The sequence below is a fragment of the Leptospira ellinghausenii genome (genome assembly GCF_003114815.1).
GTDB lineage: Bacteria > Spirochaetota > Leptospiria > Leptospirales > Leptospiraceae > Leptospira_A > Leptospira_A ellinghausenii.
This window is the reverse complement of sequence record NZ_BFAZ01000009.1, coordinates 1,396,074-1,411,377: the sequence shown is the minus strand read 5'-3', so window position 1 is coordinate 1,411,377 and position 15,304 is coordinate 1,396,074. Positions and strand designations below refer to the sequence as shown.

15 protein-coding genes are annotated in these 15,304 nt (G+C 38.1%); 11 read left to right on the top strand and 4 right to left on the bottom strand.

Going from position 1 to position 15,304, the window contains the following annotated elements:
* Positions 1-21: 21 nt before the first annotated feature.
* Both DI076_RS15205 and DI076_RS15200 read right to left on the bottom strand, forming a co-directional pair.
* On the bottom strand, positions 22-1,053 hold the full coding sequence (locus DI076_RS15205) for an MBL fold metallo-hydrolase (RefSeq protein ID WP_439957302.1): 1,032 nt from the start codon (positions 1,051-1,053) through the stop codon (positions 22-24).
* A 30-nt stretch (positions 1,054-1,083) separates the two neighbouring features.
* The gene (locus tag DI076_RS15200; protein WP_108960595.1) at positions 1,084-2,946 is read right to left on the bottom strand and encodes a gamma-glutamyltransferase family protein; all 1,863 of its coding nucleotides are present in this window, start codon (positions 2,944-2,946) and stop codon (positions 1,084-1,086) included.
* 383 nt (positions 2,947-3,329) lie between these two features.
* On the opposite strand from DI076_RS15200, the gene DI076_RS15195 reads away from it, so the two are divergent.
* A complete protein-coding gene (locus tag DI076_RS15195; protein ID WP_108961006.1) occupies positions 3,330-4,382 on the top strand; it encodes an SDR family oxidoreductase in 1,053 nt (350 codons plus the stop codon).
* A gap of 193 nt (positions 4,383-4,575) precedes the next feature.
* On the top strand, positions 4,576-5,169 hold the full coding sequence (locus DI076_RS15185; RefSeq protein WP_108960593.1) for a DUF4269 domain-containing protein: 594 nt from the start codon (positions 4,576-4,578) through the stop codon (positions 5,167-5,169).
* Here DI076_RS15185 and DI076_RS15180 read toward each other — a convergent pair.
* The gene (locus DI076_RS15180) at positions 5,166-5,771 is read right to left on the bottom strand and encodes an alpha-ketoglutarate-dependent dioxygenase AlkB family protein (protein ID WP_108960592.1); all 606 of its coding nucleotides are present in this window, start codon (positions 5,769-5,771) and stop codon (positions 5,166-5,168) included. The two genes, DI076_RS15185 and DI076_RS15180, sit on opposite strands and share 4 nt — an antisense overlap.
* 141 nt (positions 5,772-5,912) lie before the next feature.
* Between DI076_RS15180 and DI076_RS15175 the strand changes: the two genes are divergently transcribed.
* The 4 genes from DI076_RS15175 to DI076_RS20170 are packed head-to-tail and all read left to right on the top strand — an operon-like array spanning position 5,913 to position 8,129.
* On the top strand, positions 5,913-6,149 hold the full coding sequence (locus tag DI076_RS15175) for a hypothetical protein (RefSeq protein WP_108960591.1): 237 nt from the start codon (positions 5,913-5,915) through the stop codon (positions 6,147-6,149).
* The gene (locus DI076_RS15170) at positions 6,149-7,291 is read left to right on the top strand and encodes a suppressor of fused domain protein (protein ID WP_108960590.1); all 1,143 of its coding nucleotides are present in this window, start codon (positions 6,149-6,151) and stop codon (positions 7,289-7,291) included. The genes DI076_RS15175 and DI076_RS15170 overlap by 1 nt, the downstream gene beginning before the upstream one ends.
* Before the next feature lie 60 nt (positions 7,292-7,351).
* The gene (locus tag DI076_RS15165; protein WP_108960589.1) at positions 7,352-7,933 is read left to right on the top strand and encodes a hypothetical protein; all 582 of its coding nucleotides are present in this window, start codon (positions 7,352-7,354) and stop codon (positions 7,931-7,933) included.
* A 25-nt stretch (positions 7,934-7,958) separates the two neighbouring features.
* Positions 7,959-8,129: a hypothetical protein gene (locus tag DI076_RS20170; RefSeq protein ID WP_165779507.1), complete on the top strand. Its 171-nt coding sequence runs from the start codon at positions 7,959-7,961 to the stop codon at positions 8,127-8,129.
* 137 nt (positions 8,130-8,266) lie between these two features.
* Here DI076_RS20170 and DI076_RS15160 read toward each other — a convergent pair whose 3' ends face one another.
* The gene (locus DI076_RS15160) at positions 8,267-9,286 is read right to left on the bottom strand and encodes a synaptic vesicle VAT-1 family membrane protein (protein WP_108960588.1); all 1,020 of its coding nucleotides are present in this window, start codon (positions 9,284-9,286) and stop codon (positions 8,267-8,269) included.
* Positions 9,287-9,363: 77 nt separating this feature from the next.
* On the opposite strand from DI076_RS15160, the gene gcvT reads away from it, so the two are divergent.
* The 5 genes from gcvT (at position 9,364) to DI076_RS15135 (ending at position 15,262) form a co-directional block, all read left to right on the top strand.
* Complete coding sequence (gene gcvT, locus DI076_RS15155; RefSeq protein ID WP_108960587.1) at positions 9,364-10,476, top strand: glycine cleavage system aminomethyltransferase GcvT; 1,113 nt, start codon at positions 9,364-9,366, stop codon at positions 10,474-10,476.
* Between the two features lie 24 nt (positions 10,477-10,500).
* The gene (gene gcvH / locus DI076_RS15150) at positions 10,501-10,893 is read left to right on the top strand and encodes a glycine cleavage system protein GcvH (protein WP_108960586.1); all 393 of its coding nucleotides are present in this window, start codon (positions 10,501-10,503) and stop codon (positions 10,891-10,893) included.
* A 16-nt stretch (positions 10,894-10,909) separates the two neighbouring features.
* On the top strand, positions 10,910-13,825 hold the full coding sequence (gene gcvP / locus DI076_RS15145) for an aminomethyl-transferring glycine dehydrogenase (RefSeq protein WP_108960585.1): 2,916 nt from the start codon (positions 10,910-10,912) through the stop codon (positions 13,823-13,825).
* A gap of 15 nt (positions 13,826-13,840) precedes the next feature.
* Positions 13,841-14,167, top strand: coding sequence for a (2Fe-2S) ferredoxin domain-containing protein (locus tag DI076_RS15140; RefSeq protein ID WP_108960584.1), 327 nt, complete (start codon positions 13,841-13,843; stop codon positions 14,165-14,167).
* Between the two features lie 318 nt (positions 14,168-14,485).
* Positions 14,486-15,262: a c-type cytochrome gene (locus DI076_RS15135; protein ID WP_167396547.1), complete on the top strand. Its 777-nt coding sequence runs from the start codon at positions 14,486-14,488 to the stop codon at positions 15,260-15,262.
* Positions 15,263-15,304: the final 42 nt, after the last annotated feature.

The window sequence follows — 15,304 nt, the reverse complement described above, 5'->3', positions numbered from 1 at the left end:
AAAATTTCCTTATCCAATCACTCAAAACAAATCAATACTTTCAAAACCTTGTAATAACTGCACTTGGATTTGATCTTTGGATGTCCTCTGTAGTAAAATATTCATATTGGATTCAAAATCATCACCTAATTTCAAATTTGGTTCCAATGGTTTGGCCAAAGGTAGAAAAAAATTATCCCAATGGATGGGAACTACCAAACTTGGTTTTAATTTTTGTACCGTTTGATTGTAATAGGTTTCTTGAAAACTTACGGGTTGTAATGACAACTGTGCGATTCCCAAAAACAATACATCCACATTGATTTGGTCAAATGCTCCTGTTATAAAATTGGTACTACTTTTGATTAAGATTTTATGTTTTCCATGTTGGATGAGAAAATCAAAAGTTCCTCCTTCGATATAATCCATTGCCTTTACTGGTTGGGAAAGTGGAGATAGGATATTGGGAAAATTTGGATCCGTAGCATTTGTTTTTCCAAAAATGCGAAATGGAGGTGTGTGTTTTGATTCTAAAACAGTAATGGAAAATTTTCCTAGTTTTACTGGTTTTCCCACTTGGAACAATTCCAAGTTTTCTTTGTTTAATCCAGCACCAATTCCTACATTGATTGTAGAACTAGACCCATATAACTTTGCATTGGTGGCTTTGGCAACAAATGGAGCATCCATAACATGATCGTAATGAGAATGGCAGACAAAAATTCCCTTTAAACGATGGATCTTTGCCTTGTCCAAAACGGATTGGATGATCTCTTGGTCTGATTCAATTTTAGAAAAAGCAGTTTTCCAAAGGGAAGGTCTCGTAAAAAATCCATCCGTCAGAATTTGAGTTTCTCCATCATCAATCAGGATGGATGTGGTTCCTAAAAAAGTCACTCTAACCTTTCCATACTGAATCGGGGTATTTTGATTTTCATGTCGGAAAAACGATTCATAGTATCGTAAATCCCCAGAAGATTGTAAAACACAACCAGTTCCAAACGACAAAAAAATTGTACATGCAGTAAAATTGGTCAATTTTCTTAAAAGCAATTCTATCTTATTTTCTTTCATTTTTTCCATTCATGATTGCTCGATCCAATATTACTTTCCTTCCGCCCACGATACTTCTCTTGGGTCAGAAACACCTAACAATCGTCTGTTCTTATCATCATTTAACACAGCACAAACGGCACCAAAATCATTATCTAAATTTCCTTTTTCATAAACCTTATACCCTTTTTCCTTCAATGAATCGGAAACCGCTTGGTATAATGATGATTCCAATTCGATTCCTCCTGGCCGGTAAACATGTGGAGAAAAACTATCGGGCCAATTCACGGAACGAAACCTTGGAGCTTCTACTGCTTTTTGAGGGTCCATTCCAAACACAACAACATTTAAAAAGAACTGAATCATTGCTTGGCTTTGTACATCACCACCAGGTGTTCCAAAACTCATCCATAACTTTCCATTTTTTAAAACCATACCGGGATTAGGTGTAATTCGAGGCCGTTTGCCAGGTACAAGAGATGATGGATGATTTGGATCCAAACGAAATTGAGTCATCCGTATGCCAAGTGTAAGACCTGTTCCAGGAACCATTGGTGACTGAGGAAAATCACTTGGAGTTAAAGAGACTGCATTTCCAAATGAGTCAACGATACTTATATATGTAGTATCTTTACCATATTTGATTTCACTTACTGAATGATTCTCTTCATTGTTAGATGGAATTATTGTGGACTTGGATTTCTGTTTGGAATACAACCAAGGATTTCCATTTGGAGGGGTTTTCCCAAATGCAGATTTTTGAAAAAGTAAACGTCGCATTTTTGCATACTGTTTTGATAACAAACCATCCAATGGAACATCAACATACTTTGGATCACCAAAATATGTTTCACGATCAGCAATGGCAAGTTCTATGGCTTGTGAGACAGTGTGTATATATTCAGGAGAATTATGACCCATTGATTTTAAGTCAACCCCATCTAACATCTGCAAAACCATTGGAACAACTGGACCTTGTGTCCAAGTTTGGTTTGCTAAAATTTGGTATTCACGGAACTCACCTACAACTGGTTTTTCCCATCCTCCAGAATAATTTTTCAGATCTTCTTTAGTAAACAGACCACCCTTTTCTTCATGAAGTTTGACAATCACATCTGAGATGGGCCCTTTATAAAAATAATTCCTAACTGCTTCTAGCGCTTGATTTCTGCTATTCCCTTTTTTAAGTGCCAACTTCTCCTCATTTGCCATCAATTTCCAAGTATTTGCTAAATCACTTCGTTTTGTTAGTTCACCTTCACGAATGGAATACCACCATTTTTTTTCTAAATATACTTCCGAGTTATAAGGCATTAAAATAGTGAAACCCAATCTTTTATACAAAGGTAAATCTAAATTCTTCACAAGGATTTTGTTAGCTGGAAATCCCTCTTCTGCTGTTCGAATTGCAGGTTCCACTAATTCGGAAAAGGATTTGGTTCCATGATCCTGTAACAAACGTACGATGACATCAGGAGACGCAGGTAACAATTGTGACAATATAGAATTTTTTGGCATCACCTCATAACCTTTCTCTTTAAACCACTGAATTGTTGCTTTTTTTGGAGCTGTACCTGCTCCTATATAACTTTTTACTTGCCCCGATTTTTTATCGTAAACCAAAGTTGGTGCAACGGACGGAAAACTAGCGGCTTCACCATTTGTTACATTTAACACTAATAAGGCTGCAACAGCAGCATCCACTGCATTACCACCCTCTTCCAATACTTTGATTGCTGCTTTTGTCGCTATCGGGTTTCCTGTGGCAACCATATATCGATTGCCAACGCTTACATTACGAGTATTTCCTTGTGGGTCTACATACCCAGGCACAAGAGGCCTTCTGCTCCCTAAACATTGGAAGAAAATCAGTGAACAAATAATAAAAAAGCTTTGTTGGATATATCGATTCATACGTAACCTATAGCAAGAAATTCCTTATGATTCTAAATGAAATTGATTTCATGTCGAATAATTTTTTTTTAGGCGCCATTTCCGGCTCTACGCTGCAATCTTTGTTTCACAAAGGATTTCCGCTGCGATCCGGGGCGTAGTTTGTTCGTTTAACTGTGATTTGTATGCTTGCGTAGAATCAATGTTTACCTGCGAGAGGGATTTGGAGGACTTGGTTTCACTTTGCCACTTTGTGGAAAAGTGAAACGGGAGCGAACGCGGACTCCGGAAAAGCCCGGCCCATCGGGACTCGCCAAGCAAAAACAAACAAAACCAATTTTTGTTTTATATTAGCTCATTCGATTTACATTCGAAAAAGGAAGGAATTGAGTCTAAATCATAATATGAAATCGATTAATGCAGAAATGCCCGTTGTTGTCACTGGAGGTTCAGGATACATTGCTTCCTGGATCGTGAAATATTTGTTAGAAGATGGGAAGAAAGTAAAAACTACTATTCGAAGTTTAAAAGATACATCAAAAATTCAACATTTATTGGACTTAAAAGAAAAGTTCAAAGACAATCTAACTTTGTTTGAAGCTGATTTAATGTTGGACGGTAGTTTTGATAAAGCCATAGAGGGTGCAGAGTTGGTAATCCATACTGCATCACCTTTTTTTGTCGCAGGCGTCAAAGATGCAAAAAAACAATTAATTGAACCAGCATTACAAGGGACACGCAATGTTCTCGAATCGTGTAATCGAATTTCTACTGTTAAACGAGTAGTTTTGACTTCAAGTGTTGCTGCCATTCATGGCGACAATATTGATTCTTTGTTAGTTCCTAACCAAACATTTACAGAAGATCATTGGAATACAACAAGTAGTTTGACTCACCAACCATATGCTTATTCCAAGACATTAGCTGAAAAAGAAGCTTGGGAAATTCAAAAGAAACAATCACGTTGGGATTTGGTTGTCATCAACCCTTCATTTGTAATGGGCCCATCAGTTTCCAAACGTTTGGATGGAACTAGTGTTGAGTTTATGCGAAACATGTTAAAAGGGATTTTTCGCACGGGTGTTCCCGATACAAAAATGGGTTTTGTGGATGTAAGAGATGTCGCAAGGGCTCATATCTTAGCAGGATTTAATCCCAATGCAAAAGGAAGACATATCACTTCTTCTGAAGTTTTACCTATGTTAGGTTTTGCAAAAATCATTAAGGAAAATTTTGGAAACAAATATTCCGTTCCAACTGGTACCCTTCCAAAAGCACTCGTTTATTTGATTGGTCCATTTTTTGGTTTATCTTGGGGTTATACAAAAAATAATATTGGCCAACCGTTAAACTTAAGCAATGAATATAGCAAAACGGATTTAGGACTCACCTATCGTTCGCTAAAAGATACGATCATAGACCATGTAAGCCAAATGGAAACTGCTGGATTGTTGTAACCTTTCAACTTAATATACTTGGTTGAGGATTGGTGAAACTGCGAAGTTTTCTTGAAAATTTTAGGTAAGTTTGAATTCCCAAGAGACAAGCGTTAGATTTTATGGTAGGAGTTCGGGCAAGAAATTTCACCCACAAGCCCACCTCCACCACCCAATTAGGGTGGGGGCCGGCATCGGACACATGAGACATAATATGCAATCGTTAGAAACCAATCCGTTTTTGTTACCTGACTACTTGCGGATGGGAAATCCCAGACAACAAGAATTGTGGGAGGATTTAGAGAAATGGAAAATTCTAAAAAACTTAATTGGTTTTAAACCGATTCTCGCTGGAACAATCCCCATCGGAATTGATACAAAGAATAGTGATGTAGATATACTCGCGAAATTCAATGTTCCTTCTCATCTGCAAAAAATCTGTTATGCAAAGTTTCGAAATTTGCCCAATTATTCCTTTTCTGAAAAAACAATTTCCCTTCGAGTAACATTAATTTGCCGATTCTCTACCCCTAAATTTAATTATGAAATATTTGCGCAATCAATTGAACCAACCGAACAATATGCATGGATTCATATGATAGTTGAAAATAGATTTTTAAATTTTGCAAACCAATCATTTCGCGAAAATATTCTAAGTTTAAAAGAAAGTGGTAAAAAAACAGAACATGCTTTTTGTGAATTATTAGGTTTAAGCGGAGATCCTTTCAAAACATTACTCCAATGGAATCAGAAATCGGATGATGATTACAAAGAATTATTATCCAAACAAGGATATTTAAACTCTTAAACATTCCCAAATTGACGAAAGGTTAAATTGATCCTAGGCCGTTTAATCTTGAGAGTTTTTGGTAAAGAATGAAGCCAATGGATTTGGATTTCATCCTTCATAAGGAGTAAACTTCCTGGTTCCAATCTCAATTCCACAAGAGTATTTTTTTTCTTATGTTTGAATCTAAAAATACGTTCTATACCCAAACTCACAGAAGCAATCGTTGAATTTTGTTTGAGAGAAGTTTCATCATCGCTATGCCACGCCATTCCCTCTCTTCCATCATGGTATAAATTTAAGAGGCACGAATTGAATTTTTCATTTGTTTTTGTTTCAACTTGGTCTTTTAAACTGAGAAGTTCTTCAGTCCAAGGGATTGCTTTTTTGGTTGTTCCTGAATACCGATACGAAAATCCATTTTCCGCATACCATGCAACGCTCCTTTTGGTAATGATATGTTTGCCATACAGGATCGCTTCATCTTGTTTCCACTCGATCGAATTTTGAAAGGTTTCAAAATAATTTTGGCTCGTTTCTGAATCTAAAAAATCTGGGATGTACAACAAAGTTCCGTCAAAAGGCAGAAGATTAGTCGCTGGATTTTGTTGGAATAAATTCATATACCTAAGGTGTTTTCAGAATATGGAAATTGAGTTTGAGATTGCCTTTGAACAACATACGAGAATTCTACCAAATTTCATTCCTTTTTGTCGAAAATTTTAGTTGGATTCCCTTCGATCCATTAGAATCTATACGATAGTATGACCCCTACGCGAACAATACAAGCTTTCATCGATGCCAAAAAAGAAAACACCACACCTTCCGCAGAGGTTTGGAACTCTTTAAAAGGATACCGCCAATGGAACGAACCAGAACTCATTGGGCTTAGGAATGCTTCTGGGTATTATCCTGATATTTACTTTGAAAATGGAATGGATGAAACCATTTCCAAACTACTCGCAAAATTTAAAGAGAAAGTGGTACCACACAAATTTTAATGAATCCCATCACCCCAAAAGTTTTATACCAAGAAGCAAATCCTTATGGTTCATTCACTGCCTTCCTAGAAGATGATGGAAGAACCATTTATTTATACTTACAATCACATAACAATCCAGAGTGGCCGATGAAAACACTTTGGGTTCGTAACTTAATCGATGCGCCAGATGCAAGAAAGGAAGAAGATTTTGATTTGGGACTTGCACCAGTGTTAACACAATCAGAAATCACTGATCCCAAAGCGCAGTCTACCTTATCGGAAGACCAAATCCATTTTATTTGGTCAGAAGAAGGTGATGCAGTTGCATTATTTGTTGATGAGGAATTACAAGCGTACCTTCCCTCTTGGTCTGGAATTAAAGGCATTCATGGTTATTCAAAGTTTGCAAAAGAAGAAGCACCTACTGCTTCTCCACTCGGTGATCCTAACAACGGTGTGATTGCAGAACGTGTTAAAGGGAATCGTAAATTCTGGGAATCTGTTGCTGAGAAAGACCATTGGAAAAAAGCACAAAAACTAAGGTTGGAGTTTTTAGAATCCAAACTTGGAAAACACGAGACCTATTGGTCTGCAGATGGAGGAAAGTATCCATCACTTGGAATTGCTTCTTTTTTACCGAAAGAATTTCCAGGGATAAAAATTTTTTCAACAATTGGGATGAGTGTTCAAAACCAACCAAGTATTGAACTCTATCACAAAGAATATGAAAACTTTTCACGTATTGAACTTGTATTTGCCATCCAACTCTTAAAAGATTCTCCAGATAAATCAGAAACATGGATCCAACATGTTTTAGGTGAGATGGTGAAGTTCCCTTGGAATACAGGCATTTGGTTTGGACACTCGCATACGATTCAAAATCCACGCAAAGATCCTGATCAATTGTATTTGGATTTCAATTGGTTTGTTTTTAGAAATATCACAGATGAACTCGACCAAGGTTCGAATGAAGTGTTGCCAAAACTGAACGGACTGGTCACTGAGAATGGAAAACGTGCAAACTTTCTTTTTTTAACACCTATAGCAACAGAAGAACGGATCTGTTTTATGAGAGAAGGGTCACAAAAGTTTTGGGAGACTTGGAAAAAAGAAGGTTATACTTTTTTTCATGATTCCGAAAGGCGAATGTTAGAATTCTAGTTCTAATTTTTTAAAAAAATCCGAATCAAACTCTAAAATCTGTCCGTTACTCATTATGATATGGCAGAGACGTATACAAAGTATTTCAATTTAGAGTTTGAACCCTTTTCTTTAGAAAGAATCCTCGAAGAAAGACAAAATTCCGCAGGATTTTTCCTCTCTACCGTATTCCAGAAACGGTTTTCGGAAGAAGTGAACCTAAAACGCCATGAAGACCAAAAATTATGGATCCAATCAAAGAATCTTCGTTACGTAGTTTTAGATGGAATCCAAAAAATTTCAGATGAAAATGGCAGATTAGAACCAACCAACATCCTCTACTTACTTGTTTTTTTTGATTTTAATTCAATCACAGAGTATGGTTTTGAAGAAGTCTGCAATGTCCTCATCAAACGATATGATTTGCCTTCTCTCATCCTCAAAATGCCTGACAATGACCATTTAGAAATTTGGGGAAAGGATCATGCGAGAAAAAGTTATAAGAATGTGATCCATCCTAACATTGAATCGCTGATGAAAGCACTCTTTGATTCGATCAACAAGAAGGATCATTTTCAATTCATTGGCATTGAAAGATCAAATTCAGAGAGAAAATCTGGATTTTTAATGACAAGAAGGGGTTTTACAAGGGCTATCGCGTAAATTTTTCCGAATTGACCCTCTATAAATGAAAAAACCCGCAGGTTTTGCGGGTTCACACAATCTTACTTCGATAGTTTCGAAGGAAGAATCGAATCTAAGTTATTTCTTAGATTTTTTCTTTGCAGCTTTTTTCTTAGCGGCTTTCTTTTTTGCGGCTTTCTTTTTAGCAACCATTGTGATCGTCCTTATCTTTTGATTTCAAAACACGGCTGTCCTTGGCAAACAGAGAGTGAATTGATACGACATAATTAAATCAGATCATTTTAAATGTAAAGAAATTTTATTTTTTGCATGAATTTTTATTCAAAATAAAAAAACAGGCTAATACTCATTCTACGGAACATTGATAACAATCTTACCAATTGTATGACCTGATTGCATCGAACGGAGTGCATCATGCAATGAATCGAACGTAAACTCATGCCCAATCGTTTGTTTTGGTAACGATAACATCATTAAATCCGAAAAATGTTTTCGAAGATCATCAATTTCATTCCACAACCATATTAAATTGAATCCCATCACCGATTTATTGTCTGAAATCATTGATAATGGATCAATTTTTGGTCTTGTGAGGTATGAATACACGATTGAAAACCAATTGATGAAAGATTTTGAAGGTGTGAAGTTTGCACTACCATACGTAACAAGTCTTCCCATTGGTGCTAAAAGATCATAACTGTCCTGAAAATAACGACCACCTAAACATTCTAAAACGATTTTTAATGGTGCTCCATCTAGAATTTTTTTCATTTCATCTTTAAAATTAGGAGATCGAACGAGAAATTTTTCATAACCGACCTCTTTTAAGATCGAAAACTTACGAGAATCACCTACAAGTCCAATCGCAATTGCTTTTTTTTTCTGAATGATATGACCTGCCATGATTCCAACACCACCTGCAGCACTATGAACTAAAACATGATCACCTTCTTTTACTTGTGCGAGTGGAACGAGTGCATAGTATGCAGTGAGTGCTTGCACTGCAAATGCAGCTCCATCTTGCATACTCCAATCCTTTGGAAGTGCAAAAATTGTTTTCTCAGAAATGTTGAGATGAGTTGTATAAGCACCAAACCGAGTAACTCCAAAAACTTGGTCACCAACCTCAAAATCCTTAACATTTGGGCCTATTTTGATGATTTTTCCTGAAAATTCCAATCCAGGAATGAAACTTCCCTTGGGAGTTGCTGAGTACAAACCATAAACTGAAAAAACATCAGCAAAGTTTAGTCCGATTGCTTTCACTTCGATCGTGACTTCATCACCTTCGGTTGGAGGTAAGAGTTCTTTTTTTCTTTGTAAGTTGTGAATGGATCCTGTTTTTTCGATGCGGTAGGCTTCTCTTTGCATAATGAGTTAAAAAAAATTCAATTCCAGTACCATGAAACCATTTTTCTATGGTATAAGAGTCTACATAAGAGAATACCGTGGAACTAAAACAAACACCCCTACATTCAATTCATAAAGAAATGGGAGCCAAGATGGTTCCTTTTGGCGGATGGGACATGCCTGTTCAGTATACAGGAATCATCCAAGAACATCTAACAACTAGATCGAACGCAGGTCTCTTTGATGTATCCCATATGGGTGAAATTTTTGTCACCGGAGATGCCAAAGATGTTTTGGAATTTTTAGAATCGGTCACATGTAATCTTATTTCTTCCATGAAAGCTGGCCAAGTGCAATACAATGCAGTTGTGAATGAGAATGGTGGGCTTGTTGATGATATCACTGTTTATAAATTCAATGATACAAAATATATGATATGTTCCAATGCATCCAATTATGAAGCCGTTACCAAACATTTACTTAAATATGTAAAGGGGAACGTAACAGTAGTTGATGATAGCAAAAATTGGCACCAAATTGCCTTACAAGGCCCAAAAGCAGATGAAATTTTTTCAAACTACTTAGGAATAGATTTATCTTCTATCCTTTATTATCATTTTACAGAAATGAATTGGAAAGGTGAGACCATAATCGTATCTCGCACTGGTTATACGGGTGAAGATGGTTTTGAAATCTATACATCTAACAAATTGGGTGTCACTCTTTGGAAAGAACTATTAGAAGCCGGAAAAAACCTTGGGCTTGTTCCCGTTGGTCTTGGTGCACGTGATACACTCCGTTTAGAAGCAAAGTATCCATTGTATGGTCATGAATTGAACGCAGAGTGGACTCCTGTAGAATCTGGAATCAATTTCATCGTAAAAGAAAAATCCAAACCTTACCTGGGGTATGAACGTATCATCGCAGATAAAAAAAATGGCCCAAAAGCAAAAGTTGTGGGGATCCGATTGATGGAACCAGGAGTTTTACGCGAAAATTTTCCCATTTTTTCCGGGGAAGGGAAAGAAATTGGCAAATCAACCTCAGGAACCCACTCCCCAAGCCGGAAGGAATCCTTAGGACTTGCCTATCTTCAGAGCGAATTCACAAAAAACCAAACGGAAGTATTTGTGGAGATTCGTGGGCAGAAGAAATTGGCTAAAGTAGAGACTGGTGCCTTCATCCAAGGCAGTGTCCGAAACAATCGCTAAACCAAAGATGTAAGGAAAAAAACCATGGCAGACACACAAGCAAAAGACGGTTATTATTATACAGAAAAACATGAATGGGTAAAAGTAGAGGGAGATGTGGCTCTTGTAGGAATCACCGACTTCGCACAAAACGCATTAGGTGACATTGTTTTCATCGACCTTCCAAAACCTGGAAAACAAATCAAAGCAAAAGATAGTTTAGGAACGATTGAATCTGTAAAAGCAGCAGAAGATTTATATTCCCCTATCTCTGGTGAGGTAGTGGAAACCAATACGTCTCTTGGTTCCAATCCACAATCTGTGAATGCCGAACCTTTCGATACTTGGATGGTAAAATTAAAGAACATCCAAACATCTGAGTTAGGAGGCCTACTCTCCGCCGCTCAATACAAAGAATACGTTTCCAAATTGGATTAATAGGAGTTATTTTCAAGTGAGTTCCGTAAAACCTTCATCACCCATCCATTCCCCTTACGAAGAAACATTAGAACCAAGTGACACATTCTTACGCCGTCATGTTGGTGTGACTGAAGAAACTGTTTCTGAAATGCTTTCTACCATTGGTTATAAAGAATTGGATGATCTGATTAATGATGCTGTTCCCGAAAACATTCGGTTACGCAAGGAACTCGATTTACCAAAACCAATTGGCGAATATGCCCTTCAAAAAGATTTAAAGAAGATTGTTTCCAAAAACAAAATCTACAGATCCTATTTGGGACTTGGATACTATTCTTGTATCACTCCACCTGTGATCCAAAGGAACATATTAGAAAATCCAGGTTGGTACACTGCTTACACTCCTTACCAAGCCGAGATTGCACAAGGAAGGATGGAAGCACTCATCAACTTCCAAACCATGATCACAGATCTCACAGGGATGGAAATTGCCAATGCATCACTCCTTGATGAAGGAACAGCTGCCGCAGAGGCAATGAATATGTTGTTTTCGTTAAAAGATGACAACCAAGGAAAATCTTTCTTTGTTTCACAATCGGTTCACCCACAAACCTTAGATGTGATACGCACTCGTGCGATTCCACTTGGAATCAACATTGTTGTGGGATCGTTTAAGAAAATGGTTCCTTCCAATGATTTTTTTGGAGCGATTGTCCAATACCCATCTACTGATGGAACCATTTATGATTTTAGTGAATTCATTGAAAGCCTGCATAAAGTAGGTGCCAAAACGATTGTGGCTGCAGATCTACTTGCACTCACCATTTTAAAATCACCTGGCGAAATGAATGCAGATGTTGTTGTGGGAACTACACAACGATTTGGATTGCCACTTGGTTTTGGTGGACCCCATGCTGGTTACTTTGCGACTAAAGAAGAATACAAACGAAATATGCCAGGCCGCCTCATTGGTGTTTCCAAAGATTCACAAGGAAAACCTGGATATCGTCTGAGTTTACAAACACGTGAACAACACATTCGCCGAGACAAAGCAACATCTAACATTTGTACAGCGCAAGTTTTACTCGCAGTCCTCTCATCCATGTATGCAGTGTATCATGGTCCAAAAGGACTCAAACAAATTGCCTCTCGTGTTCATAGAATGACAACCATTCTTGCAACTGGACTCGAAAAGTTAGGATACAAAATCATCTCACAACCTTACTTTGATACCATTCGAGTCGAACTTTCTAAAATCTCATCAGCAGAAATTATCCACTATGCAGAAGAAAGAGAAATCAACATTCGACAAGTTTCTGGTCACGTCATTAGCATTTCATTAGATGAAACAACAAATACAAAAGACATCAAAGATCTTCTCGAAGTGTTCAATGAAAATAAAGTCCTTCATTTTCCATTAGAAGACCTAACTACAAAAGAAGAATGGAAAATTCCAGAACTTCTGGAAAGAAAATCATCTTACTTAACTCATCCAGTTTTTAATAGTTTCCACACAGAAACCGAGATGTTACGTTACATTCGTAGACTCGAAGCAAAGGATTTATCCTTAACCACATCGATGATTGCATTAGGTTCTTGTACGATGAAACTCAATGCTTCCACAGAAATGTATCCAGTCACTTGGCCAGAACTATCGAACATCCATCCTTTCGTTCCCGAAAACCAAACAGAAGGATACCGAACTCTTTTTAGCCAATTGGAAAAATGGTTATGTGAAATCACTGGATTTGCGGAAGTATCACTCCAACCAAACGCTGGTTCTCAAGGAGAATACGCTGGTTTACTTGCCATTCGTAACTTCCACCAAAGCCGTAATGATATGCACAGAGACATCTGCCTTATCCCAATCTCTGCTCATGGTACAAACCCTGCATCTGCAGTGATGGCAGGATTTAAAGTAGTCCCAGTGAATTGTGATCTCAATGGAAACATTGATGTAGAAGACTTAAAGAAAAAAGCAATTGAATACAAAGATAAGTTAGGTGCCCTAATGGTAACCTATCCTTCCACACATGGTGTCTTCGAAGCTTCCATCAAAGAAATTTGCCAAACCATCCACGACAACGGTGGTCAAGTCTACATGGATGGTGCCAATATGAACGCACAGGTGGGATTAACAAGACCTGGCGATATCGGTGCCGATGTTTGCCATTTGAACTTACACAAAACATTCTGTATCCCACATGGTGGTGGTGGTCCAGGAGTTGGTCCGATTGGTGTTGCTGAACACTTAGCTCCTTTTTTACCAGGACATAGTCTTGTCGAAAATGGATCGAATAACAGCCAGTGGGCGGTATCTGCAGCTCCATGGGGATCAGCATCTATCATCGTGATCTCATGGGCGTACATTGCGATGTTGGGTTTTGAAGGCCTACGATATGCTACAAAAATTGCAATCCTCAATGCCAACTACATCGCCAAAAAATTAGAATCTGCCTTCCCAGTATTATACCGTGGTAACAAAGGTCTTGTGGCTCATGAGTGTATTTTGGATATGCGCGGCTTCAAAAAAACAAGTGGAATCGAAGTTGAAGATATCGCAAAACGTTTGATAGACTACGGATTTCACTCTCCTACCATGTCATTCCCTGTTCCAGGAACTCTCATGGTAGAACCAACTGAGTCAGAATCTAAAGAAGAATTAGACCGTTTTATTGATTCCATGTTATCGATTGCTCAGGAAATCAAAGACATTGAGTCAGGTGTTCTTTCCAAAGAAGATAACCCACTAAAGAATTCTCCTCACACAGCAGACATGGTCATCAGTGATGCTTGGAATCATACGTATCCAAGAGAACGTGCTGCTTATCCGCTCCCATGGCTTCGTTCACGGAAATTTTGGCCAAGTGTAGGACGTGTGGACAATGTGTACGGTGATCGGAACTTGGTTTGTTCTTGTATCCCAATGGAAAACTACGCCGTATCCTAAGTAATAAAAAAATCTATGTATTACGAAAAACACATTTTTGTTTGTGAAAACCAAAGGGCACCCGGCGAACGGGTGTCTTGTGGAAACCAAGGATCCATTGAACTTCTGAAATTATTAAAACAAAAAGCGGCGAAAGCAGGGATAGAATATAAGTTCCGGGTTCAAAAATCGGGATGTCTCGATCGTTGTGAACTTGGTCCGATCCAAGTATCCTACCCAGAAGGCAAGTGGTTTCAAATGAAATCAGAAGCCGATGTTGAAACCATCTTAGAATATTACTTAAAGACAGACCAACCAGACAAATACAACCACCTCATTGTCGCTGACAATACCCCCACCTAAAAAGCGAACACAACGAACTACAAACATGAACATTTGTTAGTTATTTTTTTTGGAGATGTGAGGAAAACTCGCACAAAAAAGGTAATTATGGTAGGTTGGCGTCAATGGGTGGCGGGTGGATAACCCCACCCATTGATCAGGGCGGGGAGACCAGATTCGCAACTTCCCCCCAAAATCCAACTTGACCGATTCCCCCACTACGATCCAATTCCTCCACTTATGAAAAAAATTTCTCGAATACTCTTTATCTTTTTCGTAACGGTGATCTTACTCCTTTCCGTTTTTGTTACTGCTGTTTATCTCATCAGCAACAACCGAATGGGCAAAACATACTCCGTAAAACCAACCCCGGTACCAAAATTTGTATCCAACCAAGACATTCTAGAAGGCAAACGCCTCTACCAATCTCGAGGTTGTGGTGATTGCCATGACGTCGATGGAAGTGGAAAAACATTTATCGATGACCCCGCAATTGGAACAATCTCAGGTGCAAACCTAACGGCTGGTAAAGGAGGAATTTTAAACGATCGAACTGATGAAGAATTGGCTGTCGCAATTCGTCATGGAGTTGGAAAAAATGGACGTGCACTCATATTCATGCCTTCCACTGATTTTCAAGGTATGACGAATGATGATGTAGGGAAATTAATTTCTTATCTTCGATTTGCCACTCCAGTGGACAAAGAACAAGGAGAAATCAAACCAGGACCACTTGGCAGATTTTTATTTGTTATCGGAGAAATTCCTGCATTAGTCTCAGCTGAACAAATCAATCATGAAACAAATCATCTCCAAAACTTAAAACCTACTGTATCGCTAGAATATGGTAAGTATGTTGCTGCTACTTGCACTGGATGCCATGGAATGAAGTTAGTTGGTGGTCCTATCCAAGGAGCTCCTCCTGAATGGCCACAAGCACAAAACATTACGAAAGCAGGACTTTCTCACTATACAGAAGTTAGTTTTATTGAATCCATCCGAACAGGAAAACGTCCAGATGGATCAGAGATCAAGTTTCCAATGCCTTGGCAAAGTTTAGCAAAATTAACAGATACAGAGTTAAAAGCACTTTGGCTGTATTTGCAAAGCATTTAAAAACAAAATTTACAATTCCCTTTATAGAAGAGAATTGACTCG

What these genes read in the sequence shown, in the direction of transcription:
- DI076_RS15205 (WP_439957302.1), bottom strand. Translation starts at nt 1,053, where the DNA reads ATGAAAGAAAATAAGATAGAATTGCTTTTAAGAAAATTGACCAATTTT.
- DI076_RS15200 (WP_108960595.1), bottom strand. Translation starts at nt 2,946, where the DNA reads ATGAATCGATATATCCAACAAAGCTTTTTTATTATTTGTTCACTGATT.
- DI076_RS15195 (WP_108961006.1), top strand. Translation starts at nt 3,330, where the DNA reads ATGAAATCGATTAATGCAGAAATGCCCGTTGTTGTCACTGGAGGTTCA.
- DI076_RS15185 (WP_108960593.1), top strand. Translation starts at nt 4,576, where the DNA reads ATGCAATCGTTAGAAACCAATCCGTTTTTGTTACCTGACTACTTGCGG.
- DI076_RS15180 (WP_108960592.1), bottom strand. Translation starts at nt 5,771, where the DNA reads ATGAATTTATTCCAACAAAATCCAGCGACTAATCTTCTGCCTTTTGAC.
- DI076_RS15175 (WP_108960591.1), top strand. Translation starts at nt 5,913, where the DNA reads ATGACCCCTACGCGAACAATACAAGCTTTCATCGATGCCAAAAAAGAA.
- DI076_RS15170 (WP_108960590.1), top strand. Translation starts at nt 6,149, where the DNA reads ATGAATCCCATCACCCCAAAAGTTTTATACCAAGAAGCAAATCCTTAT.
- DI076_RS15165 (WP_108960589.1), top strand. Translation starts at nt 7,352, where the DNA reads ATGGCAGAGACGTATACAAAGTATTTCAATTTAGAGTTTGAACCCTTT.
- DI076_RS20170 (WP_165779507.1), top strand. Translation starts at nt 7,959, where the DNA reads ATGAAAAAACCCGCAGGTTTTGCGGGTTCACACAATCTTACTTCGATA.
- DI076_RS15160 (WP_108960588.1), bottom strand. Translation starts at nt 9,286, where the DNA reads ATGCAAAGAGAAGCCTACCGCATCGAAAAAACAGGATCCATTCACAAC.
- gcvH (WP_108960586.1), top strand. Translation starts at nt 10,501, where the DNA reads ATGGCAGACACACAAGCAAAAGACGGTTATTATTATACAGAAAAACAT.
- DI076_RS15140 (WP_108960584.1), top strand. Translation starts at nt 13,841, where the DNA reads ATGTATTACGAAAAACACATTTTTGTTTGTGAAAACCAAAGGGCACCC.
- DI076_RS15135 (WP_167396547.1), top strand. Translation starts at nt 14,486, where the DNA reads ATGGGCAAAACATACTCCGTAAAACCAACCCCGGTACCAAAATTTGTA.